The organism is Pelistega europaea (genome assembly GCF_013133775.1).
Classification (GTDB): domain Bacteria; phylum Pseudomonadota; class Gammaproteobacteria; order Burkholderiales; family Burkholderiaceae_B; genus Taylorella; species Taylorella europaea.
On the sequence record NZ_JABGBO010000012.1, the window covers coordinates 1 to 24812 of the forward strand.

The window sequence follows — 24812 nt, forward strand, 5'->3', positions numbered from 1 at the left end:
GAAGAGTGGTTAACTGTTTATAATACGCAAAGACCCCATGATGCACTAAAAGGTTTAACACCCCTAATGTACAAACAAATGCATTCCGTTTCTACTTCTTAGTTGTACTAAAAATGGGATGGGTACAATTGTAATTGAAGGGCGTCTGAGGCTCTAGATAAGCCAATGGATTATTGATGTCAAATTTGATAGAAAGTACAGGCACCATCTGTGAAGATGGAATGCGGAGAAATATATTTACCAAGAGCGTTCTGTCAGTGTACAGTTAGCCTGCATGGTGGTAGGGATTAGCATATCCACCTTTTGTTAGGAGGTCAGACGAGATGAGGAAAATTAAGCGGTAGTGCAAAGTTTTATTACAATCGCCACCTGTGTTGTAGATAATAATTTGGTTACTCATTATACTGTTCCATATTGTTAATGTAGACTTTTTAAAGTATTACTATCGGTAGTTTTGAATATCTATTTAACTATTATTGCTGTTGGGTATCTGTGTTAAAAGATCCTTTATGAAACTCTGTATTTCCTATTGGATGTATTACACGACGAACCATAGTGTGTATTAAATCACTCAAACTCAATCTCCTCAGAAAGTTTATTATAAATATTCACCTGTGTTTTGATGCTTAACTCAGTTACCAACCATCCGTGTAAAGAAGCTTGTTTTATAAAATCATCTATTCTATTAACACCCTTAATCTCTTTAAGTGTGACGACAACACCGAAACGGATGCCTTCTCCATCTCTGCTGTGAAGTCTTTCTAGGGTTCTGATGCTCATGCCCCAGAGTGGACTACTTTTATTCATAACCTCTTTGGCTTGTTTTCGGCTCGAAAATACCTCACGGATGTGCTTGATGTTATCCCATTTCCTAAAGAGTCCACGAGCTCTGTCTTCTTTGATATAGCCAGGGGCATCATCTAAATTCTGTTTATCACGATTGATAGGTTTTATGCCGTTATTGGTCAATGGACCGAAATGAAGATTGAGTTCAGTGTTCGTGTAGTCAACACCTTGGTGTCTAGAGCATTTGGGAAAGTAGCACATAGTTGCCTTAGCAACGTAGGGATATTTTTGGTTGACGATAGGTACTGGGAATCGATAGTTATAAGAATGATATTTCTCAGACACACCAGATACGATAAATTTAATTTCATCATCTGGTGTACTGAGAATGTCTTGTATCTTGATGGGTACTATACCGTTGCCGATGAGAGTTGTTTCTTCAAAGGTTTTTTTGTCGTTCCATTGAATAGCGGAATCAACGAGTAATGCTTTGGCCTCTTCTCTGCTTAGTCCCATGATATGAATGAGATAGGCAAGTTTTCTGGCAATAAATGGGGCCGCATAACTAGTCCCAGTGACATGAGCAAGTCCTAATGGTTTGCAAACGTTGATATACTGACCGTTGCCTCCCCCATAGTAAGCAATATCTGGTTTGATAAAAAAGGATAGAACAACTCCTTGACGGGTATATCGGGTGGGTTGTCCACTAAAATCAACTGCATTTACAACAACCGAGTTTAAAGAGTCAGCAGGTGCCCCTATTTTCTTTCGTTGTAAGGATGAGTCACTTGCATTGGTTCCTGCTATCACAAAAATAACATCGTACTCAAATTGAATATCATCAAGTACTGCTGCTTCTGCGGAAATAAAGTTGTCTTTGATTTCATCATTAGAGCCAAGGGAGAGGTTCCATACTTTGATATCTGTATTTTGAGAAACAATTTCTTTGATTTTTTTGATGATAGAGAAAGAGTTAAATCCTTTATGAAGAGCAACACCAAAGTGTCTCACGCGAAATCTACCGCATCCGTCGTCTAAGTTTTTATTGAGATTAGGTGCATCGACAATCAAAGAGGATACTGCTGTACCATGTTCGTAATCCTTGGCTTCTCTACGAATTTCTCTAGAAATACAGTCATGATAGTCTACCCAATCCTTAAAATACACTTGTTCGTCAAATAAAGTGTCAATGACGCCAATTGTTGGTTCATTGTGAGGAGGTGGAATAAAAGACGAGATTTGTTGAGCAGCTGAATGGAAGTTTTCTGGAAAGAGTGTCGAGAAATCTTCTACTGCCATAGATACCAAATAGGGAATATGTATGAAAACTCGTTCTACATATTTCTCATCTAGGAGTACTGTTGTATCGTCTAACATATTGGCAGATGAAATATGAATATCTAACTTTTCAAGTAAGTCATGGATATTCATATCCACATCATAAAAGGAGACTATAGCCTCTTTAGTAGATGGGAGAGAAGCTGTCTCAATGTCAAATTTTTCGACAAAAATAGTGTCTCTTAGGAGTTGTTTAAAGGTGGTCTTTGATAATCCATACTTGGGATACGGTAAATTATCAAACGTGCTACTTTTATTAAAGTCTTGATAGGATAGTACGCCACTAGGGAATGTATGTCGAAAGAGAGCTATGACCTGATGCGATAATTCAATCGTCTTATTTAGGGTTTCTTGAGATATATAGTGAGTAATAATGTGTTTTGTTTTATCGCTGTTAAATTTAGCACCGACAACCGTATCATTAGAGTGAGAATTACTTTTAACACGAAAATATGCACCGATGCGGTTACTTTTAGCCACTATCCTGTCGTAATAGACGCTGATTAATGCTCCTTCAATAAACGCTTCTTGAGCCCAGAATTCACTCACCCTAACTAGGCAATTATGTAGTGACTCTAAGTGTGATAGTTGAATGGTAGAGCCATTGGGAATAGTGACCGGTCCAGGCTTATTGGTGCGACTGGCTTGTTGGAAACTTTGTCCCCTTAATGTCAGAATATTATTCATTAGGTCTCCTCATTTAGTACACGGGATACACTACTCTTGGATATTCCAGATAACACTTCGATTTCTCTGACAGTAAAGTTAAGTTTGTGTAGTTGCTGGATAGAGAGGTTTTTTCCTCCGTGTAGATTTCTTAATAGTCTTTTGAGGTAATCATAAGGGTCTTTGGGGTCACTAAACGCTATAGAGGTTCTAATAATGTTCCGGAGATCACCTGGATTAGGAAGTTTAGTGCTGCTATGAAGGATTTTTTTGAAAAGCCGCATATCACGGGCAGCATTTTTAAACTGTTTGAGAAAGTCTTCTAAGATGATGGTAGCAACATCGACTTTGTCCTCTTTTGAGTACCGATCAAAATCAATTACAGCATCGAATCGTCGAGTTAGTGCCTTATCTAGGTCGTTGAAGAGGTTGGTTGTAGCGATGATAACAACATCGGGGTGAAGGTTGTCTAGCGCCTTTAGAAATGTAGAAGTTACTCGCCCCATTTCGCGAACATCATTTTGATTGATACGATCAAGGGCGATAGCATCAATTTCATCAAATAAAATGATGTAGCCTTTTAAAAAGGGCAGGTGGTTAATTTTATTGAAAACTTGGGTGAGGTTTTTGGCTGTTTGACCAAGTTTACTATCGACTAAACCACTAAAATCTACCATTAGGAGTTCACGATTTAAGAGTCTAGCGACTTGCTTAGCACTTTCTGTTTTACCTGTGCCAGGGGAGCCAATGAATAAGAATTTATTGATGCCGATGTTATGATTCACGGCATTGATAATTCCTTTGAGGTCATTGGTAATAGTGGTGGGGAGAGGCAATGGCTTTGAATCTAGCTTAATTGGATATAAGGTAGAGTCTGTCTCCCTTTCTTGAGGTACAAAACGAGTAGAGTCAGAAAGAATGCTCATAATGTACTGAGCAAGTTCAGCATCACCCGATTGGTCAAAATCTCGGGCAATAGCAATCGTCTGATTTCTAAACTCAGGTTCCTTATTCTCGTAATGGTATTTAATTAAATCAATAATGTCTGCTTTTCTCATAGTATTACCTCTGATAGGAATAATACTATAATCAATGGGACAAAATCAATATATTTGGGACAAAAATATTTTGTGATGTGTGTTGAGAGAAATATCATCCACCAATATACGTATTCAAACGCTTTGAGGCGTTACGCAAATGCGTTTCGGCTGCCTGTGCAGCTTTTTCAGGATTTTTTTCTTCTATGGCTTGATAAATAGCCAGATGCTCTTTTTGTACATATTGAATAAGGTTATCGTGATATTGTGCAGTATTGCTTCTGGCTCGTCGGATAAGGCTACGGACGTGTTGTTCTAAATAAGCATTTAGTGCAATAAAGTGTGGGTTGTGTGTAGCATCTACAATAGCCTGGTGGAATTGGAAATCCTCTTCATCTCCTAGCCTATCATGCAAAATAGCATATTCCATACTGACCAATGCTTTTTTTATCTTTTTTAAATCTTCTGAATTGTGACGAGCTGCAGCAAGTCTAGCTGCAGCTCCTTCAATAGCAACAAGTAGTTCTAAAATTTGTGCTATGCCTATGGGATCATTTAATTGGGTTGTTTCAAGTTTAAAAGAAGATTGTTTTCCTTTTTCGTTCACAAAAACCCCTCGACCTTGTTGAGCATTGACCAGGCCTTCCGATTTTAGATGAGAAATTGCTTCACGGATAACAGAACGGCTTACATCAAATTTCTCACAGAGTTGTTTTTCGCTTGGGAGCTTTTGTCCTGCAGTGTAGTTAGAGGCAATATCGGTTTTAAGTAAGTTGGCGATATGTGCTGATAGTGTTTGGTTAGTTTCCATCGTTATTTCTCACGAATTTAATAGTTGTAATAGGGTATGTCTAGCCAATACAGTAGAAGTATAAATGAAAAACGAATAGTCGTTGTTTCATAAAAGATTTTTTATATTAGGGAAAATCCCTAACTTAAGATAACTTGTTGATTATAAAAATAAAAATCAAATTATGAGATGGCAGAGCATATTTTTCATTTGACGAGTTTCCCTCATTATATGATAATCTTTCCAACTTGTCTGATAACTTATTAAAAGATATATGATAAGTTGATTGTCTTTATACCATATACCCTTGAAGGAGACGTCTATATGAAAAATAAAAGTTGTTTATTCGTGGTGAGTAGTTTACTTTGTGCAGCGGGAGCACAGGCTACACCACTTAAGGTTGCATTAGTGGAGACGCTATCTGGGCCTCAGGCATCTACTGGTCTGCTTTATCGTTCTGCAGTTAAATATCAGTTAGAAAAGATTAATCAAGCTGGTGGCTGGAATGGCGAACAAATCGAGGTAGTTGAATATGATAATCAAGGCGGTCCGGCAGGTGCATCTGACAAAGTCAAGGCGGCAATTGCTGATGGTGCCAAAATTATTATCCAAGGATCATCTTCTGCGGTTGCTGGCCAAATTACGGAGGATGTTCGTAAGTACAATATGCGTCACCCAGGTAAGGAAGTACTTTACTTAAATATGGGAGGTGAGGCATTAGAATTAACTGCAAATAAATGTCATTTTTACCACTTCCGTTTCACAACAAATGCCCCTATTCGTGTAAAAACATTAGTTCAAGCAATGAAAGAGGCTGGAGAATTAGGCAGTAAAGTATATTCGATGAATCAGAATTATTCGTGGGGTCTTGATATGCAGAAATCAATCAAGGACTTTGCGGAACTTGGCGGATACAGTGTTGTAGAAAGTACATTACATGATGTCAACCGTATTCAGGACTTTGCTCCTTATGCAAGCAAAATTAAGGCAAGTGGAGCTGAAACAGTTATTACCGGGAATTGGTCTAACGACTTATTGCTCCTTATGAAGGCTACTCGAGATTCAGGCTTGGCGGTTCGTTTCGGTACGGTTTTCTTGGATCAACCTGGCAATATTGCTAATGCGGGAACCACGGCAATGGGGCATTATATTTCGCATGCTTTTAATATTGAACTCAATGCTGATACAGAAAAATTTGCTCAGGCTTATAAGGAAAAAACAGGACATTATCCTTCGTATGTGGAGCCTCAAACGGTCTTTGGTATGCAGATGCTAGAAAAGGCACTGAAAGAAACGCCAGCTGAAAATGGTGAGATGAATGTGACGAAGTTGGCATTAAATCTTGAAAAAGTAAAAATTACCACACCAATGGGTGAGACTTTTATTCGTAAAGAAGATCATCAAGTTGTATTGCCAATGGTTGTATCAAAGGTCTCTAAAGATGTGAAGTATCCTGTAGACGGTACGGATATGGGATTTTCTCCAGTGAAAGTTTTCGCAGGGGCGGATGCGGTTAATCCAGTGGAATCAACTTGTCGGATGAAAAGACCTTAATGATCTAATCTAAATCATTTTAATAGTTTGTTGAGTATTTGGTCGAAATGATTTATTTCGACCAACGAGGACTTTTTGTCCCTCAAAAGGAGGACTCGATGGAGTTTTTTGTTGTTTCACTACTAAATGGCAGTATTTATGGCTTATTGCTGTTTATGGTGTCAGCGGGATTGACGCTTATTTTTGGGATGATGGGCGTATTAAATTTTGCTCACGCATCATTCTATATGGTAGGTGCATATCTTGCTTATACGCTGCAAAAAGTCGTGGGATTTTGGCCAGCGATTATTATTTCTCCTCTTATCGTAGGGGTAATTGGAGGAATTATTGAACGGTATATGTTGAGAAAAGTACATGCTCATGGACATGGACATCAGTTGTTGTTGACATTTGGAATTTCGTTCATTATCACAGAATTGGTGAAATTATTTTATGGTAATTATCCAGTTGATTATCGAATTCCAGAAGCCCTCAACTTCACAGCAATTCATATTTTTGGCACGAATTATCCGTTTTATCGCATTTTCATTGGCATTACTTCATTGCTCATGTTCGCATTAATTTATTTGCTGCTAACAAGAACAAGAGTAGGCATTATTGTACGAGCATCTATTTATCGCCCTAATATGGTTGAAGCATTAGGACACAATGTTCCGCTTGTATTTATGGGAGTGTTTGGGGCTGGGGCTGCATTGGCAGGCTTGGCTGGAGCTATTGCAGGGGCTTTTTACACGACCAATCCTAATATGGCCCTTGAGCTAGGTGTGATGGTATTTGTTGTAGTGGTAGTAGGAGGTTTGGGCTCTTTAGCTGGTGCTATGCTAGCTTCTTTACTTATTGGACTGATTACTTCTTTTGCTGTTGGTCTAGATTACAGTCTTGCCGATTTACTATCGTTGATTGGTGCAGGCAATTGGGCGACGGAAATAGGAGGTATTTTAACGCTTAAGATTTCGTCTTTAGCCGCTACTATTCCTTTCTTGTTAATGCTCTTGGTGTTGTTGTTAAGACCATCTGGTTTGATGGGAAATAGGGAGTAGTTATGCGTCGAATACAAATTATATCTATCTTATTACTCATTATTGCTTTGGCTATATTGCCATTGTTTGTTTCTACTTCTCTTGTCAATGCAGGTATTCAGATGTTGATTGCTGCCTTATTTGCTAGTGCATTTAATGTATTAGCTGGGCAGGGAGGGATGCTATCTTTTGGTCATGCAGCTTACTTTGGTATTGGTACCTTTGCAACGATTCATGCCATGAATGCTTTTGCAGGCGAGGGATTATTAGCCACTCCTTTATTACCTATTGTCGGGGCTGTTTTTGGTGGTATTTCTGGCTTATTCGCTGGATGGTTCTCCACACAAAGAAGTGGAGTGTACTTCTCAATGATTACCTTGGCATTGGCGGAGTTGTTGCATGCTTTAGCACCTCATTTAACAAGTTTATTTGGGGGTGAGGCTGGTATTGCATCTATGAGGATGCCTGCGTGGGGATTCGATTTTGGATCTTCTATTCATGTCTATTACTTAGTTTTATGCTGGACTGTATTAGGTATTGCTATTTTATTTTTTATTACTCGTACCCCATTGGGGCGGCTTTGTGTAGGTTTGAGAGAAAATGCACATCGTCTCAAATTTATGGGATACAACGTGCATAGAGTAAGACTATTGGTATTTGTGGTGTCTGCAACATTTAGTGGTTTAGCAGGTGCACTTTTAGCAATGAATAATGAGGCAGCAAACTATGTTTTGTTTGATATTTCTTTATCGGCACAAGTCGTCTTGAATGCCTATATTGGCGGGATTGCAACGTTTTTAGGCCCAGCAATTGGTGCTGCTGCAATGTCTTTTTTTGGATATGTGGTATCTGACACGACTAGAAACTGGTTGCTATATCAAGGAATTATCTTTGTGTTTGTCATGATGTATATGCCAACAGGTCTGTTCTCAGTAGGAGATTGGTGGCTTAAACATAAACACAATCATTCAGCAGCACGATTGGTTGCTTATTTAGCTGGAAGATTACTCAGTGCCTTGTTATTTGCGATAGGGGTGGTGTTTTTTGTTGAGTTCTTGTCAATTATTTTGAACCAAGATTATCAAGCTAAATTACAAGGGTTATCGGAATGGCCTGCAGTCAACTTTATGGGATATGAATGGTTACCTGGTGCAGCAGTAACATGGATTGTTCCTTTGTTATTCATCGCAGCAGGTACATTGGGGATTCAATTTCTTAATAAAAAATGGCAATTGCATCAGAAGGAGGATATGGAATGAAAAATCAATCAGAAACCTTAGCGGATGCAGTATTGACGCTGTCCAATGTATGTAAATCATTTGGAGAGGCACATATTATTCGTCATGTTAACTTTGAGTTAGTAAAAGGGGAACGACACGCTATTATTGGCCCGAATGGTGCAGGAAAATCAACGCTTTTTCATCTAATCTCTGGGCAATATACACCTACAAAGGGAGAAATACGTTTAAACGGGAAGAGAATAGATCATTTAGAGCCTAATGAAATTAATAGACAAGGATTGTCTCGTTCATTCCAAATTACCAATATTTTTCCTAAGTTAAGTGTTTTTGAAAATCTACGTCTAGGGGTAATGCACAAGTATGGTTTGGACTACACATTTTGGAAAAGAATTTCTAAGTTTAAGCAGATTACGCAGGAAACGGAACAATTATTGGAGAAAGTACGGTTAGCTCATTACGCAAATGTACTTGCTGGCGAGCTTTCTTATTCAGAACAGAGGGCTTTAGAGATTGGTATGGCATTGGCATCAGATCCATTTGTTTTGTTACTTGATGAACCAATGGCGGGTATGTCAAGAGAAGAGACTGATTATGCTGTCGATTTAATTAAGGAGGTTACACAGGATAGGTCTTTGATGATTGTTGAACATGATATGGATGTTGTGTTTTCTTTAAGTGACCGAATTAGTGTATTGGTCTATGGAGAGATTATTGCGACGGGGACTCCAGAGGAGATTAGAAATAATGAGTTAGTAAAAGAGGCTTACTTGGGTAGTGAGGTGACAGTATGACGGCATTATTATCGGTACAAAATTTGCATGCTCATTATGGTAAGAGTCATATTTTGCAAGGGGTCAGTTTTGATGTTAAGTCAAATCAAGTAGTTAGTTTACTGGGGCGTAATGGTTCAGGTCGTTCTACTACGTTAAAGACTATTATGGGGCTAGTGAGAGCGACGGGAGGGCATATTTTATTAAACGGTAGAGATGTGGCGAAAGATACCCCTTATCACATATCCCGTGCTGGGATTGCTTATGTCCCAGAGGAAAGAGAGGTCTTTGGTAATCTGACGGTTGATGAAAATTTACAAATGGGTATGCAGAGTGCTAGAGCAGGTACAGCGAGTTGGACTGTTGAGGAAATGTTTGATTTCTTCCCTAGGCTCAAGGAGAGAAGGAATACATTTGCAGGCAATCTTTCTGGGGGTGAGCAGCAAATGTTGACAATTTGTCGCTCTTTACTAGGTAACCCTCAAGTGATACTTATTGATGAGCCAACAGAAGGGCTGGCTCCTAAGATTGTAGAGGTCGTAGGAGAAGCAATACAAGAAATTCATCGACGTGGAGTGTCGGTGGTACTTGTAGAGCAGAAACTGACTATTGCACTAAAAATTTCAACGGAGGTATGTGTATTAGGACATGGAAAAATAGTATTTCATGGTACGCCTGATGAATTAACCTCTAATTCTCAATTATTTAAGGATTGGTTGGCAGTATGAGTACGGTAATTTCGGCAGAAGCCTTACAACAATTTGCTAAGGGAAAGGATTTCTTAGGTATTGATGGTAAAGTCGCATTGATTACAGGTGCGGGTAACGGTATCGGTTTGGCAATTGCGCATGCTTTTGCGGTAAATGGTGTCAAGTTAGTTTTAATAGATATTGATGCTCATGCCTTGCAGGAGACAGAGGATGCTTTAAAAGTAGTTAATCCGAAAGTAGAGATTGTTAGTTATCCATTATCTGTTACTGATGAAAATGCGGTAAACCAGGCTGTGGATGACGCAGTGAAGCACTATGGGCGTATTGATATTCTTATCAATAACGCAGGTGTTTCAATGAATAAACCAACATTGGAGTTGACAGGAGAAGAGTGGAGAAGAGCCATTGATATTAATGTGAATGGTGTGTTCTATTTTGCTAGAGCAGTGGGAAAGTATATGACGCAGCAGCACGATGGTGTCATTTTGAACATGGCTTCAATGTATGGTGTAGTAGCAGCACCTGAGAGGGCTGCTTATTGTGCTAGTAAGGCTTCGGTGGCGATGCTGACAAAGGTATTAGCAGTGGAGTGGGCGAACCAAGGAGTACGAGTAAATGCTATTGCTCCTGGATATATCAAGACAGCATTGGTGGATGACTTAGTAGCTAGAGGAAGAATGGATTTAGCTGCCTTGACTAAACGTACGCCAGTTGGACGTCTAGGGGAAATTCATGAAATCGCCCAATTAGCACTATTCTTAGTATCAAAGAATGCATCTTTTATTAATGGAAATATTAGTGTGATAGATGGTGGATGGTCTACCTATAGTTATATCTAGCACGTAGTAAGGAGAATTTTATGGCAGAGATGATTGCTCTTAATCCAGCGAATACTTGGGTTGAGTTGAAAGTAACAGAAGAGGATTGGAAAAAAGCTGATCCTAAGAAATTAGGTACCTTGCTTTCACATATGTACTTAATTCGTATATTTGAAGAAACTGTACTAGATTTGGCTATGGCTGGAATGGTACATGGTCCAGCCCATTCCAGTATTGGACAAGAGGGTGGAGCCGCTGGGTCTATTGTTCCCCTTAGAAGTGATGACCAAATTAATGGTTCTCACCGTGGACATCATCAGTTTTTAAGTAAGGCTCTCGGCTTTGTGGCCAAAGAAGGTATTGATCCTAAAAATGTACTGTCAGTTGAAATAGAAGAACTCTTGGAAAGAACCTTAGCAGAAATTATGGGGCTATCAAGAGGTTTTTGCAAAGGTCGTGGTGGCTCCATGCATTTGCGATGGTCAGAAGCAGGTGTTTTGGGGACGAATGCTATTGTGGGAGGGGGGGTTCCTCTTGCCGCTGGGGCTGCATGGGCACACAAACATGCAGGGACTGATGCTGTTGCGGTGACCTATTTTGGAGATGGTGCAGTTAATATCGGTTCGGTGTTAGAAACGATGAATTTAGCCGCAGCATGGAAAATTCCTCTTTGTTTCTTTATTGAGAATAATCGTTATGCAGTTTCCACTCATATAGAAGAAGTTACTGCAGAGCCAAGGTTGTCTGCAAGAGGTTCGGCTTTTAATATTCCAAGTTGGAAGGTTGATGGAATGAATCCTCTGGCAGTATCCATTGCTATGGAGCAAGCACTAGAACATATGCGTGCAGGTAAGGGGCCAACCATTATTGAAGCGGATGTTTACCGTTATTTCCACCAAAATGGGGGCTTCCCTGGTAGTGCATTTGGGTATCGTTCAAAAGAAGAAGAGCAAGAATGGAGGCTGCGAGACCCTCTCATTCTGCTAGGACAGAAGATGGTGGAGAGGGGGCTTATTTCAGAGGAAGAAATTGAAGCATTGCGTCATCGTATCAAGACGGCTATGCAAAAGATTGTGGAAAAACTTACCGAGCAGATTCCAGATGATAAAGCAGGTAAGCGACAAATCAAACCAGAGCTTTGGCCTAATGTTGATTTCAAAGATGTTGGTATTCGTAGTGATTTACATGAGTTGGATGGAGTCAGAACGGAGGAGCTTTTCTCCTACCAAGGTAAGGTGGAACAGCGTAAGTTTATTGATGTCGTAGCAGATGTGATGAAACATCAGATGACAAAAGATGCTGGTATTGTTGTTTTAGGGGAAGATGTTCACCGCTTAAAAGGTGGTACGAATGGTGCAACGAAGGGGTTGACTGAGTTGTTTCCTAATAGGGTATTGGGGACACCTATTAGTGAGAATGCCTTTATGGGATTGGCTGGGGGACTAGCAATGGATGGTCGATATAAACCTGTCGTTGAGTTTATGTATCCCGATTTTATGTGGGTTGCTGCTGATCAAGTGTTCAACCAAGTAGGAAAAGCAAGACATATGTTTGGTGGTGATATTGATATGCCACTTGTGTTACGAACCAAGGTAGCTATCGGTTCTGGATATGGCTCTCAACACTTAATGGATCCTGCTGGTATTTTTGTGACGAGTCCAGGTTGGAGAATTGTAGCTGCATCAACCCCCTTTGATTATGTCGGCTTGATGAATGCTGCTTTAACAATGAAAGACCCTGTACTTGTTATTGAACACATTGACTTATACAGTAGTGTAGGCCCTGCCGCTATTGATGATTATGATTATCAAATTCCTTTTGGAAAAGCATCGATACGAAGAGTTGGCTCGAAAGTGACTGTTTTGACTTATTTATCGATGGTAAACCATACATTGGATGCTGTTGAAAATACCGGAGTGGATGCCGAAGTTATCGATTTGCGTTGGTTGGATAAAGCAAGCTTGGATTGGGAAACTATTGAGGCAAGTGTTAGGAAAACTAATAATGTGCTCATTGTTGAACAAGGAGCTCAGGGAACTTCATATGGGGCGTGGTTAGCTGATGAAATTCAACGTCGTTTGTTTGATTGGCTAGATCAGCCTATTCAGCGAGTAACAGGAGGAGAGGCATCTCCTAGTATTTCAAAGGTGCTTGAGAGAGCAGCTCATGCTAGAACAGAAGAGGTAGAACAAGCCCTTGTTCGTATTCAACAAGCGCAGGGAGGTGACAATGTCTGAAGTGATGAAAATGACCGCTCCTATGGAGGTTGGAGTAGCGTGTTTAGATTTAGATAAACAACAGCAGTTTTATGTAGATGTACTAGGCATGAAAGTGATTAGTAAATATGTGATTTCTGCAGAGATGGCGGCGACTACAGCACTTTCTTGTGAGTCATATACTGTGATTCGACTACAGACTCCATGGGGTGAACGTATCAAGTTATTGCATTCAAATATTACTCAGCCTGTTGCTGACTCACCAAAATTTATCCTAGAGAGAGCGAATACTATTTACTTGACTTTTATCGTGGATAACCTTGAGCAGATGATGCAAAAACTATCAGACAATGGCATTGTCTTTAGTACTGGTACGCAAAAGGTAGAAGTAAGACCTGGAGTTTACTTAGCTTTTTGTGAGGATCCTGAGGGAAATATTTTAGAGTTTGTTCAGTATGCTGATATTCGTGAATATCGCAGTGACTTAATGTTATAGAAAAGAGGGGTTGTAATGGCAACATTAATACATATGCCAGAGGTATCGGCAAATACACCTTCAGCAGTGATTGTGGCGTGGACGAAGAAAGAGGGTGAAAAAGTATCTGTAGGTGATTGTCTTGCGGAGATTGAAACAGATAAGGCAATTATTGAATTTGCGGCAGATAATGAGGGAGTCCTTGGTAAGATTCTTATTGAGGCGGGTAGTGATGTGAAAGTTGGGACACCTATTGCTGTCCTGTTAAATCATGATGAAAAAAATATAGATGTAAATGCATTGCTTAGTGAAGTGCCGTCAATCGCTCCTGATGCAGCAGGGGATACGAGTCAGTCTCCTGTGATGTCTGATTCAGTAAATCAAGACCTTCCTGTGGTGAGTAGCTCTTCGAGAATCTTTGCTAGCCCTCTTGCTAGAAGGTTAGCAAAACAAAACGATATAGATTTATCAACCGTTAAAGGAACAGGGCCTAATGGCAGAGTTGTCAAGAACGATATTCAACGTGTCTTGGAAACTAATCGTATGGCACCAACGATGCGTAATGTCGCCATACCAGACCATGAGGTTTATACGGATATTCCTCATTCTTCTATGAGAAAAGCAATTGCTCGACGTATGCTCGAGAGCAAGAATACTATCCCACACTTTTATGTGAAAGTGGATTGTCGAATGGATGCGTTGCTAGCATTACGGGCAAATGTGAATCAGCACGCTGAACGTAAAATTTCAGTGAATGATTTATTAACCAAGATTGTCGCTTATGCACTTCATCAGTATCCTCAAGTAAATGTTAGTTGGTCTGATGAAGGGCTACGACAATATCATCATAGCGATATTGCCATTGCTGTTTCTACCGATAGAGGTTTAATTACCCCTATTGTCAAATCTGCAGAGCAAAAAAGTGTATCGGCTATCAGTCAGGAAATTTCTGACCTGGCTACTCGAGCAAGAGAGGGAAAATTGCAACCATCAGAGTATCAGGGAGGAACCTTTACCATTAGCAATTTAGGTATGTTTGGTATTCAAGAGTTCAGTGCTATTATCAATCCACCGCAAGCCGCTATATTGGCGGTAGGAGCTACGGAAGATAGAGTTATCGTAGAGGATAAACAGATGGTCATCGCTTCGATGATGTCAGTCACTTTGTCTGTTGATCACCGAGCCATTGATGGTTCTGTTGCTGCAGAATGGCTAATGCAGCTTAAAAAACTAATCGAAAACCCACTAAGAGCACTTATATAGGAAATAATACTATGAACCAAGTGGAAAAATTTGATGTTGTGGTGATAGGAGCTGGCCCTGGTGGTTATGTGGCCGCTATTCGAGCAGCACAGTTGGGTTTAAAAGTAGCAATTGTAGAAAAAAATCAATTAGGTGGTATTTGTCTTAATTGGGGATGTATTCCTACAAAAGCTCTGCTAAGTTCCGCATCTGTTTTACGTTCTTTGCGTCATGCTAAGGACTATGGTATTAGTGTACAAGGAATTAGCGTTGATTTATCAAATGTTGTAGAGCGCTCAAGAAAGGTGGCAAAACAACTTCAGAATGGGGTACAGCACTTGATGAAGAAGAATAATGTGACTGTTTTTCAAGGGATAGCATATATCCAAGGAGAAGGTAGCATTGTTATTACTCAAGATACACGAAAACAGACTTTATATGCACGACATATTGTTGTCGCCACTGGAGCCAGTGCTAGAGTATTAGATACTTTCCCTATGGGGAAAGAGGGAGTATGGTATTACAAAGATGCTTTGATGCCTGAATGCCTTCCCAAGAAATTGTTAGTGATAGGTGCTGGAGCTATTGGTGTAGAGTTTGCCTGTTTTTATCATGATATGGGGGTAGATGTTACCTTGATAGAAGCTGGGGGTAGTATTTTGCCGGCGGAAGATGGTGAGGTTTCTGCTTATATGCAGAATGTACTTAGTAAAGACGGCATTCACCTTCATGTAGGTACAATGGTCAAAAGAGCAGAATACCAAGAAGGTAAATGGAATATTACCCTTGATAATAATGAAGAGTCGGTTATACAAGTAGATAAAGTGCTTGTAGCCATTGGGGTGGTTGGTAATATTCAACAAATAGGTTTGGAAAATACTAAGGTTGAGGTTAAGCATTCTTTTATTTGTACAGATGACTTTGGAGCTACTGCAGAGAAAGGTATTTACGCTATTGGTGATGTTGCAGGGGCACCTTGTTTGGCACATAAGGCCTATCACCAAGCCGTTAAGTGTATAGAAAAAATAGCGGGTAAAACTCCTAAGGCATTGGATTTTGGAAGGATTCCTGCTTGTACTTATTCATATCCTCAAGTTGCACACATTGGTATGACAGAAGAGGTTGTTAAACAAAAAGGAATTTCATATAGGATAGGGAAGTTTCCTTTTAGTGCCAATGGTAAGGCTATTGCTGCTGGAGCGACAGAAGGGTTCGTTAAGGTAATCTTTGAACGGAATACGGGAGAGTTACTAGGAGCACATATGGTTGGCCACGATGTTACTGAAATGTTGCAAGGCTATGGCATAGCGATGAGTCTGGAGACAACTGAGCAAGAGTTAATGGAAACTATTTTTGCACACCCTACTCAGTCTGAGGCAATGCATGAGGCGGTATTAGCGGCATTTGGTCAGGCACTGCATACATAAAGAGAGAAATTTTTTTAGAAAATATAATGATATATCATATAGGGTATATCCTATATTGCGCTAAATGGTGAAATATCGGTATATTTAAACTATGACGGATGGTGCTAGGTAGTAGTTTTTACGTCATCAAAAGGGGTATTAAATTGCAATTTAACTTTCAAAATAAAAATGTCGTCATCACAGGAGCAACAGGTGGAATAGGTAAGGCGTGTGCACAGCTATTTGCTGAAGCAGGAGCCTCTTTAATTCTTTGTGATCGTGATATAAAAACACTACAAACGTTGGAAACAGAGCTAAAAAACATCAGGCTAGACTTGTCTGTTAGGTGTTTTGCATTAGATGTGTCCTCATACGAAGCTATTGATTATTTCGTTGAACAGATACGAAATTATTACAAAGAAGTGGATTATGTTATTCCATGTGCAGGAATATACCCTGTAGATCCCATCCAGTCTTTAACCAAAGAACGGTGGGATAGTGTCATTGCCATTAATTTGACAGGGGTTTTCTATTTAATTCAAGGGTTAGTCCCATTATTATCTGAGCATAGTGCCATTGTTAATTTGTCTTCAATGGCTGCTCATAGAGGAGCATTCTACAACTCTCATTACAGTGCGTCGAAAGGAGGCATCATTAGCCTTACTAAAAGTTTGGCTAGAGAGTTAGGTCCTAGAACGCGGGTGAATGTTGTCTCTCCAGGGATTATTGCGACAAAGATGATTGATAACATTCCTGATGACCGACAAAATCAATCTAAAGCTGATTCTATGCTGAAGAGGTTGGGTAAGGCAGAGGAGGTTGCGTCTGTTATAGCCTTCTTGTGCAGTGATGCAGCAAGTTTTATTACAGCAGAAAATATTCACGTAAATGGTGGACTATACGTGGCTTAATCGTATTTGTAAGTAAAGGAGATATAAATGAACATTGGTGATATTAAGATTTTTAGGAATAAGAGCTACATTAATGGAGAATGGGCGGGGTCGCCAGATGTTTTCTCTGTGACAAATCCTGCGACAGGTGAGCACTTGGCTGATGTGCCATCTATTAAGCAAGATATGGTCAAAAAGGCTATTGAGGGTGCCAATGAGGCTTGGAAATCTTGGAAGTTATTGACAGCGAAAGAACGAGCAGCTTATTTGAAGAAATGGTATGAATTAATTTTAAATCATATTGATGACTTAGCGGTTATCATGACACTAGAGCAAGGGAAGCCTTTAACAGAAGCAAGGAATGAGATTTTATATGGAGCTAGTTTTATTGAGTGGTTTGCCGAGGAAGGCAAACGTGCTTACGGAGAGATTGTACCAACACCAAATACGAAGCAACGTATATTAGTTATCAAGGAGTCAGTTGGTGTTTGTGCTGCCATTACCCCTTGGAATTTCCCTGCTGCCATGATTACCCGCAAGGTGGCACCAGCATTGGCTGCGGGGTGCACTATGGTGATTAAGCCTGCCTCTCAAACACCATTAACTGCTTTGGCTTTGATTGGTTTAGCTGAACAAGCCGGTTTCCCGAAAGGTGTACTTTCAATAGTCACTGGTGATGCGAGAGAAATTGGGTCTGAACTGACTTCTAATCCTTTAGTACGTAAAGTGAGCTTCACTGGCTCTACCGAGATTGGTAAGATATTAATGAAGCAGTCTGCAACTACAGTGAAAAAAGTTTCGATGGAGTTGGGAGGGAATGCACCTTTTATTGTTTTTGATGATGCTGATGTAGATGAGGCTGTACAGGGTGCTATTTTATCTAAATTTAGAAATGCTGGACAAACATGTGTATGCGCAAATAGATTGTATGTACACAAAAATATCTATGAACAATTTACAGCGAAGCTAGTTGAGGCGGTTCGTCAATTAAAAGTAGGGTCTGGACTAGAAGATGGTACAGATATGGGGCCATTAATAGATGAGAAGGCTGTTGCCAAGGTACAAGAACATATTCAAGATGCCTTATCTAAAGGAGCGACGTTATTGACAGGGGGTAAGCCTCATCAATTAGGTGGGAATTTTTTTGAGCCTACTGTGGTAGCTAATGTAACGCAAGACATGAAAGTGGCTAAGGAAGAAACCTTTGGACCATTAGCCCCTATTTTTGTGTTTGAGAGTGAGCAAGAAGTTATTGATAAGGCGAATGATACTGAATTTGGCTTGGCGTGTTATTTCTTTACGAATAATCTTTCTAGAGTATGGAATGTTGCTGAAAAATTAGAGTATGGTATTGTAGGTATCAATACAGGCATCATTTCTAATGAGGTAGCACCTTTTGGTGGTATCAAGGAATCGGGATTAGGACGAGAAGGGTCTAGACACGGTATTGATGATTACTTAACGTTGAAATACATGTGTATGGCTGGAATCAAAGCATAGTATCTAAATTTCTCTTCTCTTCAAGGGTTTGGGCTAATGTAATCATTAGCCCTTTTTTTGATGTATTAGCAATTCTGCTTGGTGGTAAGATTATGTCATTAACCAGCCACCTGCAACATCAATAACTTGCCCAGTGATGAAATTGGCTTTATCTGATGCTAAGAATATGCAGGCATCGGCAACCTCTTCAGGATTGCCTAGGCGTTGAAGAGGGGTATTGGCAATGACTTCAGCATTAATATCTTGAGAGACACTTTGAATAAGAGGTGTATTGATTCTTCCAGGGGCTAAAGCATTAACTGTCACATTAAAAGGTCCCAGTTCTGCAGCCCAGTGACGAGTAGCACCAATAATAGCTGCTTTAGTCGCAGAATAATGCGATGCGACAAAATGACAATAAGATTTTCCAGCAACAGACGACATAGAAATAATTCTTCCAAATTTTTGTTGAGTCATATGTAAGGAAACTAAATGTGTGAGATAGAATGCAGAATTTAAGTTGAGATTAACTACCTGCTCCCATTCTGTTGGGTCAAGCTCCCATATGTTGGCAGGTTTACCTTTGTGTTTTGGTGAAATACCCACATTGTTGATGAGAACATCTATTGGACCTAGGTCGTTTACAATTTGTTCATATGCAGCTTTGCAATTCGCATATGAGTCTAGGTTTGTTGCGACAAATTTGTTTTGAATATTCTTTTCAGATAGTCTGTTGGTTAACGCAAGTCCTGCAGTCTCGTTGAGATCGATCATTCCAATTTTTACATTATATTGTGCAAAAGCATTGATAATAGCGGTACCAATACCTCCAGCAGCACCAGTAATAAGTACTGTTTTACCATCAATCATATTTTTGTCTCCTTGAGTAAGAGTCTTGTTAATGTCCGAGATAGGCTTCTTTGATATGTGGGTTATGTAATAACTCATTACTGTTTCCCTCGATGACAATGGAGCCATTTTCGATAACATAACCTCTATTGGCAACCTTGAGTGTATGGAAAACATTTTGCTCGACCAATAATACGGTTATTCCTGATTGTGAAATAGTTTGAATAATGTCAAACATTTGAGAAACAAGTAAAGGCGACAGTCCTAAAGAAGGTTCATCAAAGATTAAAAGTCTAGGTTTAGACATTAAGCCTCGGGCGATGGCGACCATCTGTTGTTCGCCTCCTGATAAGGAGCTAGCTTTTTGGTGAATCCTGTCTTTTAATTTAGGAAAAATTGATAGCACATAATCAATGGAGTCATGCAAGTGATGTCTTGCCTCTTTCTTGAAGGCACCAATCACTAAATTTTCTTGGACACTAAAATCAGGGAAAAGTTGTCTTCCCTCTGGAATCATAGAAATTCCACTATTGACAATAGCTTTGGGAGTTAAGTTTGTGATGTCGTTTCCATCAAAGATAACATTTCCACTAGTGGCTGGGATAACGCCACAAATTGTTTTCAAAGTGGTTGTTTTGCCAGCTCCATTGGATCCAATAAGGGTGACTACTTCCCCTTGATTTACATCAAAAGATAAGTCGTAAAGAATCTGACTTTTACCATATCCAGATGAGATTTTATTAACTTTAAGCATGTGTAAACTCCTTGCCTAGATATGCTTCAATTACCTCGGGATTCTCGATGACTTCTTTAGGTTTTCCCGAAGTGAGGATTTTTCCTTCATTGATAACGATAATTCGATCTGATAGTGCCATAGTGGCTTGCATCATATGCTCAATTAATACAATGGTTACACCAGAGTTGCGAATGTTCTTAATCATTTTGATAGCTTTCTCAATATCAGTAGGATTAAGACCAGCCAATACTTCATCCAATAATAGAATATGCGGTTGAGTTGCCAAAGCTCTTGCTATTTCTAATCGCTTCATTCCTCCAATAGTGAGATTTTTGGCTTCGGTATAAATCAAGTCTGATAATTCTGTTGTTTCTGCAATCTCAAGAGCAACGTGACGAGCTTCTTCTGGACTAGATGTATTTAAGAAAGCTCCAATCATGATGTTTTCTAAGACGCTTAATCCAGTAAATGGTTGGGTAATTTGGAAAGTTCTTCCTAGACCTGCTCTAGCAAATTCATATGGGGATTTGCAGTTAACCCATTCACCTTCTCTATTTTTAAATGTAATAGTACCTTCGTCGGGAATAATGAAACCTGATAATTGATTAAAGACGGTAGTTTTACCAGCACCATTAGGACCAATAATACCGAGAATTTCATTTCTATAGACAGAGAAAGAGACATTATTGGTGGCTTGTAAACCGCCAAACCGTTTATGCAATTTTTCTGCTTTCAGAATGACTTCATCCGTAGGTAATTGTGGTTCAAAATGTTGATTGGTTTGCTGTATCTGTTGAGTATGGTGGTGGATTAAACGCCCAAAATTTGGGAGCTTTTCAACAAAAGATAACACTCGATCTTTTAGTACACCCACAATTCCTCGAGGGACGGTAAGTACAACTATTACAAGAATAAGGCCATAGATTAAGCCGTGAACACCATTCCCTGATGCACTTAACCATCCCCTTGCTAATTCAGCGATAGGAAGCACAATAAACGTTCCTACAATTGGTCCTGTTAATGTCCCAATGCCACCAATTAGGGTAAACATAGCTATCTGGATAGATAGTTGTAAAGAGAAGGCGGATTCTGGATCAATAAAAGTCAAATAAGTGATGTGAAATGAGCCAATTATACTTGTTAAAAATGCAGAAACTGTTGCTGCATATACTTGTACTCGAGCGGTGTTAATACCTACAGCTTTGGCGGCATCTTCTCTTTCCCTCACTGCAATGAGGTAGAATCCTAGACGAGATGTCCTGATAAGCCATGAAATCCATAATACAACTAAAAAAAGAGCGAATGCGATAAAGACATAATTCAGTTTGTCACGAAAGACAATCCACTCCCATCCTATGTTTAATGGGATACTGACGCCACTTGACCCTCCAGTAAACTCCTCTTCGTGAATGACAAGTAAGCGGACTACTTCCAAAATAGCAATAGAAGCAAGGGAGAAGAAAGGTCCTTTAAGTCGTAATGTGGGGTAACTGATAATGATTGCGATAACACCCGAAATAATAGCACCTATGCCCATTCCAATCCACGGAGAAATCCCAAAGTTGATTGTCAAGAGTGATGCAGTGTATCCACCTATCCCATAATAAACTGCGTGACCTAATGATAGTTGTCCAGCGAAGCCTCCCACGATATTCCAGGCCATCGCTAATGCAGCAAAAACAAATAGAGACGTAAATAGATTTGTAATAAAAGGTGAAGGGAACAATACCGGTATTGCTAACATCAAAAGAAATGAGAGCAAACTAAGGTAATTTTTAGGATGCAGGAAATTTGGAATCATATTGGTTCTCCTATTATTTTTTATGTCCAAAAAGACCTGTTGGTTTTAATACTAAGATGACAAGGAAAATGCCAAAATAGACAACCTCTTTTAGGTCTGGGGCTATGTAATAGCTGGAAAGCGTATCAATGATTCCAATAATTAATGAACCTAAAAAGGCTCCTTTAAGGCTACCTAGACCACCCAAGACAACAATGACAAAAGAAGTTAGAACAAAATAAGTTCCTAGAGTAGGAAAAACAGGGTAAAGAGGCGATAAAAAACCGGCTGCTATACCAACAAACGATGCACCTAATCCAAAAGCAATAACATAGACTTTTTTTACATCAATTCCCATAAGAGAGGCGGCGTATCTATGTTGTGAAACAGCACGTAAAGCTCTACCTAAGAATGTGCTGTGTAGGAATATATGTAATGCTACTGCTAATATTAGTGCAACAATAAAGGTAATAACTTGACCTTGTACAATTGAAAATGGGCCAATAGATAAAATAGCTGCACTTGTTTCTGAATAAGTTTGATATAAATCCGCTCCGAAAATCACCAGAGCAAGATTTAGTAAAACAGTAGACAAGCCTACTGTTGCAAAAATCTGTATATGCTCATCTGCATCTAATAGTGGCTGAATGATAACTTTTTGTGTTAGTGCCCCCACAGCGAACAATATAATGGCGGCAGGAATTGCACTGGCATAGGGATGAACATTAAATTGCGTTGATATTAAATAAATAATATACATGGCCAACATGAGAAATTCGCCATGTGCAAAGTTGACTACTCTCACAGTGCCAAATATTAAAGTTAATCCTAGGCTGATAATGGCATAAGCTCCACCTAATAGAATGCCATTAATGAGTAGCTGTAAAAATATCTCCATGGATACTCCTTTAAAAGTAGTCGTATTACTTGTCACTAGACAAGTAATACGATCTCTTTAATCATCTGAGTTATTTTTTGTAGATTCCTTCTTTCTGAGCGAATTTTTCGGGGTAAATAGTGACTAACTCATTGTTCTGCCACTGCATGACATAGAATTCAGAACTAACGTTTTGACCATCTTCGCCAAAGCCAAATCCCCAACCATTCGCACTAGTTGCAGGCTCTTTTTTGTAGTTAAGAACTGCCTCACGAATTTTGTCTTTATCAGTTGATTGAGCTTTTTCAATAATATCAAAGAAAGCTAGAGCTCCAACATAATTCGCTAAACTGTGTCCTGATTGTGGTTTCGATTTATATTTTTGCTCGTAAGCTGTAAGAAAATCGTTAAGTCCTGGGGCAAAATCAGGTTTGATAGAAGGTTGAGGGAAATCTAAATCAAATACCCCTTCAATATCACTTCCTACTGCGGTTGCCGTGTCTTTCAAGGAGTAGCCACCGCCAGCACCGATTGTAATCAGTGGTTTGAAGTTAGCAGCTTTGGCTTGTCTAAAGTACAAAACAGAGTCATTTTGGTAAGATGTCTGTAAAACGACGTTGACTTTACTGCCTTTTAATCTGAGAATCAATGAGGATAAGTCCACTGTTTTTGCTGAATAAGGTAAGACTTGGACCACATTGTAACCAAGCTCTTTCGCTTTTGTTTTTTCTGCTGCGGCGACTTCTGTTCCATAGGGGCCGTCTTCATGGATGATGCCAATTTTAATGTCATCCTTTTTTAGCCCCATTTTAGGAGCAATGAGTGTGTCCAATGTATCCACGACAGACTGTCCATAAAGCGTTGCGTTTGGATTACTTCTGAACAGATATTTGTATCCCCTATTAGTAATTTTATGTGCGACAGCTCCTAGTTCAAAATAAGGTACACCTGCTAGCTCAGTAACAGGGGTGGCTGCGTATGAAATCCCAGAAGCATAGCTTCCAAATACTGCAACAACATTATCAGACACTAAGCGTTTAGCTTCGCTCACGGCTTGAGTGGGATTAACTGCATCTGCCGCAACAATGTCAATTCTTTTGCCTAAAAGTCCACCTTTTTTATTAAGCATTTCAACGGCTAAATCAAGACCACGGGAACTTTCTTGTCCGAGCAAGGCTAAAGCACCACTTTGTGGGTATAAAGAGCCAATTTTAATGGTGTCGGTAGCATGGGCAAGTGTAGATAAAGTTGTTAATGCTACTGAGATGCCGCAGCATGTTAATAAATGTTTGAAGATTGTCATGTGCTGTCTCCGTATTAAAACGATTATAGGGTATTAAAATATGATATATCATATTTTAATACCCTATAATCTAAATGGTTGAACACAATTTGAATATTCGTGCTAACCCTTATATGTTATCTGTATCTGATTTATGAGGAAAATTAGGATTGTTCTTTTTCCATGAGCCACTGAATCATGTAATGCCCGCCCCACATTAAGTCTTCCTGAATAGCCAGTTTTGCCACTTCAGGTTGTTTATTTCTCAAGGCTTCTAACACTATTCGATGTCGATGGGTTTTATGCAAGTCATTGTCTTTTTGGGCAGCAAGTTTGACATGGAAAATCTTGATTGTAGGGCCACACAATACCCAGAAAGGTTCAACAGTTGCTTTTAATGTGGTCAATTTGCTTGCATCCATGAGAGCAAAGTGAAACTCTCTATTTAAAGCAGAGGTCTTTGTAGGGTCAGTAAATGCAAATTTCTCGAGTTCATCCTGGATGGTAGATAGGCGCTTGATATCTTCGTCAGTAGCATTTTCCGCAGCAGCGGCGGCAGCAGCTCCTTCTAAATGAAAGCGAATAAGCTGGATTTCTTTAAGTTTTTGAGATGTCAGGACAGGAACATGGATTGCCGTGGCTGTTTTTAGTTCTAGACTTTGTTCGCTGACTAGCCTGAATATGGCTTCACGTACGGGGGTTATTGAGACTCCCATAGCTTGAGCTATTTCACTAATAACAAGCCTCTCTCCCGGTTGATAGTCTCCAGACATCAATGCATTCTTCATGTTGTTGTAGACTTTGATGGATAGGCTTTCTTTTTGAATTGGATTAAATTTTAATTCTGGCAT

At 39.6% G+C, this 24812-nt stretch carries 22 protein-coding genes; 13 read left to right on the forward strand and 9 right to left on the reverse strand.

What is annotated here, in order from left to right; genetic code table 11:
* Window positions 1-102: integrase core domain-containing protein (locus HKX40_RS10915; RefSeq protein WP_171588563.1), on the forward strand; the 102-nt coding region annotated here is incomplete at its 5' end.
* A gap of 465 nt (window positions 103-567) precedes the next feature.
* Here the strand turns inward: HKX40_RS10915 and HKX40_RS09835 are convergent.
* The 3 genes from HKX40_RS09835 to HKX40_RS09845 form a co-directional block, all read right to left on the reverse strand.
* The gene (locus HKX40_RS09835; RefSeq protein WP_171589408.1) at window positions 568-2811 is read right to left on the reverse strand and encodes a S8 family peptidase; all 2244 of its coding nucleotides are present in this window, start codon (window positions 2809-2811) and stop codon (window positions 568-570) included.
* Window positions 2811-3848: an ATP-binding protein gene (locus HKX40_RS09840; protein WP_171589409.1), complete on the reverse strand. Its 1038-nt coding sequence runs from the start codon at window positions 3846-3848 to the stop codon at window positions 2811-2813. Before HKX40_RS09840 ends, HKX40_RS09835 begins: the two co-directional genes overlap by 1 nt.
* Window positions 3849-3942: 94 nt before the next feature.
* Window positions 3943-4638, reverse strand: a complete 696-nt coding sequence (locus tag HKX40_RS09845) for a FadR/GntR family transcriptional regulator (RefSeq protein WP_171589410.1) — start codon at window positions 4636-4638, stop codon at window positions 3943-3945.
* Window positions 4639-4941: 303 nt separating this feature from the next.
* Here HKX40_RS09845 and HKX40_RS09850 point away from each other — a divergent pair, with 303 nt between their 5' ends.
* From HKX40_RS09850 to HKX40_RS09905, 12 genes are all read left to right on the forward strand, one after another.
* Window positions 4942-6171 (forward strand): branched-chain amino acid ABC transporter substrate-binding protein, encoded by a 1230-nt coding sequence (locus HKX40_RS09850; protein ID WP_171589411.1) that lies wholly within the window; start codon window positions 4942-4944, stop codon window positions 6169-6171.
* 98 nt (window positions 6172-6269) lie between these two features.
* Window positions 6270-7211, forward strand: coding sequence for a branched-chain amino acid ABC transporter permease (locus HKX40_RS09855; RefSeq protein ID WP_171589412.1), 942 nt, complete (start codon window positions 6270-6272; stop codon window positions 7209-7211).
* A gap of 2 nt (window positions 7212-7213) precedes the next feature.
* A complete protein-coding gene (locus HKX40_RS09860) occupies window positions 7214-8449 on the forward strand; it encodes a branched-chain amino acid ABC transporter permease (RefSeq protein WP_171589413.1) in 1236 nt (411 codons plus the stop codon).
* A complete protein-coding gene (locus HKX40_RS09865; RefSeq protein ID WP_171589414.1) occupies window positions 8446-9222 on the forward strand; it encodes an ABC transporter ATP-binding protein in 777 nt (258 codons plus the stop codon). Before HKX40_RS09860 ends, HKX40_RS09865 begins: the two co-directional genes overlap by 4 nt.
* Window positions 9219-9929, forward strand: a complete 711-nt coding sequence (locus HKX40_RS09870; protein WP_171589415.1) for an ABC transporter ATP-binding protein — start codon at window positions 9219-9221, stop codon at window positions 9927-9929. Before HKX40_RS09865 ends, HKX40_RS09870 begins: the two co-directional genes overlap by 4 nt.
* Complete coding sequence (locus HKX40_RS09875; protein ID WP_171589416.1) at window positions 9926-10750, forward strand: SDR family NAD(P)-dependent oxidoreductase; 825 nt, start codon at window positions 9926-9928, stop codon at window positions 10748-10750. Before HKX40_RS09870 ends, HKX40_RS09875 begins: the two co-directional genes overlap by 4 nt.
* A gap of 20 nt (window positions 10751-10770) precedes the next feature.
* Complete coding sequence (locus HKX40_RS09880; protein WP_171589417.1) at window positions 10771-12966, forward strand: alpha-ketoacid dehydrogenase subunit alpha/beta; 2196 nt, start codon at window positions 10771-10773, stop codon at window positions 12964-12966.
* Window positions 12959-13441, forward strand: a complete 483-nt coding sequence (locus HKX40_RS09885) for a VOC family protein (protein WP_171589418.1) — start codon at window positions 12959-12961, stop codon at window positions 13439-13441. Before HKX40_RS09880 ends, HKX40_RS09885 begins: the two co-directional genes overlap by 8 nt.
* A gap of 15 nt (window positions 13442-13456) precedes the next feature.
* Entirely contained in the window at window positions 13457-14683 is a 1227-nt protein-coding gene (locus tag HKX40_RS09890) for a pyruvate dehydrogenase complex dihydrolipoamide acetyltransferase (RefSeq protein WP_171589419.1), read from the forward strand.
* An 11-nt stretch (window positions 14684-14694) separates the two neighbouring features.
* Window positions 14695-16089: a dihydrolipoyl dehydrogenase gene (gene lpdA, locus HKX40_RS09895; protein ID WP_171589420.1), complete on the forward strand. Its 1395-nt coding sequence runs from the start codon at window positions 14695-14697 to the stop codon at window positions 16087-16089.
* A gap of 143 nt (window positions 16090-16232) precedes the next feature.
* Window positions 16233-16979: an SDR family NAD(P)-dependent oxidoreductase gene (locus tag HKX40_RS09900; protein WP_246233679.1), complete on the forward strand. Its 747-nt coding sequence runs from the start codon at window positions 16233-16235 to the stop codon at window positions 16977-16979.
* 27 nt (window positions 16980-17006) lie between these two features.
* Complete coding sequence (locus tag HKX40_RS09905; RefSeq protein WP_171589422.1) at window positions 17007-18458, forward strand: NAD-dependent succinate-semialdehyde dehydrogenase; 1452 nt, start codon at window positions 17007-17009, stop codon at window positions 18456-18458.
* Window positions 18459-18548: 90 nt separating this feature from the next.
* Here HKX40_RS09905 and HKX40_RS09910 read toward each other — a convergent pair whose 3' ends face one another.
* The 6 genes from HKX40_RS09910 to HKX40_RS09935 all read right to left on the reverse strand — a co-directional run bounded on the left by HKX40_RS09910 (window position 18549) and on the right by HKX40_RS09935 (window position 24812).
* A complete protein-coding gene (locus HKX40_RS09910; protein ID WP_171589423.1) occupies window positions 18549-19307 on the reverse strand; it encodes an SDR family oxidoreductase in 759 nt (252 codons plus the stop codon).
* Between the two features lie 28 nt (window positions 19308-19335).
* On the reverse strand, window positions 19336-20040 hold the full coding sequence (locus HKX40_RS09915; protein ID WP_171589424.1) for an ABC transporter ATP-binding protein: 705 nt from the start codon (window positions 20038-20040) through the stop codon (window positions 19336-19338).
* Complete coding sequence (locus HKX40_RS09920; protein ID WP_171589425.1) at window positions 20033-21823, reverse strand: branched-chain amino acid ABC transporter ATP-binding protein/permease; 1791 nt, start codon at window positions 21821-21823, stop codon at window positions 20033-20035. Before HKX40_RS09920 ends, HKX40_RS09915 begins: the two co-directional genes overlap by 8 nt.
* Before the next feature lie 13 nt (window positions 21824-21836).
* The gene (locus HKX40_RS09925; RefSeq protein ID WP_171589426.1) at window positions 21837-22700 is read right to left on the reverse strand and encodes a branched-chain amino acid ABC transporter permease; all 864 of its coding nucleotides are present in this window, start codon (window positions 22698-22700) and stop codon (window positions 21837-21839) included.
* Window positions 22701-22770: 70 nt separating this feature from the next.
* Complete coding sequence (locus HKX40_RS09930) at window positions 22771-23982, reverse strand: ABC transporter substrate-binding protein (RefSeq protein WP_171589427.1); 1212 nt, start codon at window positions 23980-23982, stop codon at window positions 22771-22773.
* 143 nt (window positions 23983-24125) lie between these two features.
* The gene (locus HKX40_RS09935; RefSeq protein WP_171589428.1) at window positions 24126-24812 is read right to left on the reverse strand and encodes a GntR family transcriptional regulator; all 687 of its coding nucleotides are present in this window, start codon (window positions 24810-24812) and stop codon (window positions 24126-24128) included.

What these genes read in the sequence shown, in the direction of transcription:
- HKX40_RS09835 (WP_171589408.1), bottom strand. Translation starts at nt 2,811, where the DNA reads ATGAATAATATTCTGACATTAAGGGGACAAAGTTTCCAACAAGCCAGT.
- HKX40_RS09840 (WP_171589409.1), bottom strand. Translation starts at nt 3,848, where the DNA reads ATGAGAAAAGCAGACATTATTGATTTAATTAAATACCATTACGAGAAT.
- HKX40_RS09845 (WP_171589410.1), bottom strand. Translation starts at nt 4,638, where the DNA reads ATGGAAACTAACCAAACACTATCAGCACATATCGCCAACTTACTTAAA.
- HKX40_RS09850 (WP_171589411.1), top strand. Translation starts at nt 4,942, where the DNA reads ATGAAAAATAAAAGTTGTTTATTCGTGGTGAGTAGTTTACTTTGTGCA.
- HKX40_RS09855 (WP_171589412.1), top strand. Translation starts at nt 6,270, where the DNA reads ATGGAGTTTTTTGTTGTTTCACTACTAAATGGCAGTATTTATGGCTTA.
- HKX40_RS09860 (WP_171589413.1), top strand. Translation starts at nt 7,214, where the DNA reads ATGCGTCGAATACAAATTATATCTATCTTATTACTCATTATTGCTTTG.
- HKX40_RS09865 (WP_171589414.1), top strand. Translation starts at nt 8,446, where the DNA reads ATGAAAAATCAATCAGAAACCTTAGCGGATGCAGTATTGACGCTGTCC.
- HKX40_RS09870 (WP_171589415.1), top strand. Translation starts at nt 9,219, where the DNA reads ATGACGGCATTATTATCGGTACAAAATTTGCATGCTCATTATGGTAAG.
- HKX40_RS09875 (WP_171589416.1), top strand. Translation starts at nt 9,926, where the DNA reads ATGAGTACGGTAATTTCGGCAGAAGCCTTACAACAATTTGCTAAGGGA.
- HKX40_RS09880 (WP_171589417.1), top strand. Translation starts at nt 10,771, where the DNA reads ATGGCAGAGATGATTGCTCTTAATCCAGCGAATACTTGGGTTGAGTTG.
- HKX40_RS09885 (WP_171589418.1), top strand. Translation starts at nt 12,959, where the DNA reads ATGTCTGAAGTGATGAAAATGACCGCTCCTATGGAGGTTGGAGTAGCG.
- HKX40_RS09890 (WP_171589419.1), top strand. Translation starts at nt 13,457, where the DNA reads ATGGCAACATTAATACATATGCCAGAGGTATCGGCAAATACACCTTCA.
- lpdA (WP_171589420.1), top strand. Translation starts at nt 14,695, where the DNA reads ATGAACCAAGTGGAAAAATTTGATGTTGTGGTGATAGGAGCTGGCCCT.
- HKX40_RS09905 (WP_171589422.1), top strand. Translation starts at nt 17,007, where the DNA reads ATGAACATTGGTGATATTAAGATTTTTAGGAATAAGAGCTACATTAAT.
- HKX40_RS09910 (WP_171589423.1), bottom strand. Translation starts at nt 19,307, where the DNA reads ATGATTGATGGTAAAACAGTACTTATTACTGGTGCTGCTGGAGGTATT.
- HKX40_RS09915 (WP_171589424.1), bottom strand. Translation starts at nt 20,040, where the DNA reads ATGCTTAAAGTTAATAAAATCTCATCTGGATATGGTAAAAGTCAGATT.
- HKX40_RS09920 (WP_171589425.1), bottom strand. Translation starts at nt 21,823, where the DNA reads ATGATTCCAAATTTCCTGCATCCTAAAAATTACCTTAGTTTGCTCTCA.
- HKX40_RS09925 (WP_171589426.1), bottom strand. Translation starts at nt 22,700, where the DNA reads ATGGAGATATTTTTACAGCTACTCATTAATGGCATTCTATTAGGTGGA.
- HKX40_RS09930 (WP_171589427.1), bottom strand. Translation starts at nt 23,982, where the DNA reads ATGACAATCTTCAAACATTTATTAACATGCTGCGGCATCTCAGTAGCA.
- HKX40_RS09935 (WP_171589428.1), bottom strand. Translation starts at nt 24,812, where the DNA reads ATGCCAGAATTAAAATTTAATCCAATTCAAAAAGAAAGCCTATCCATC.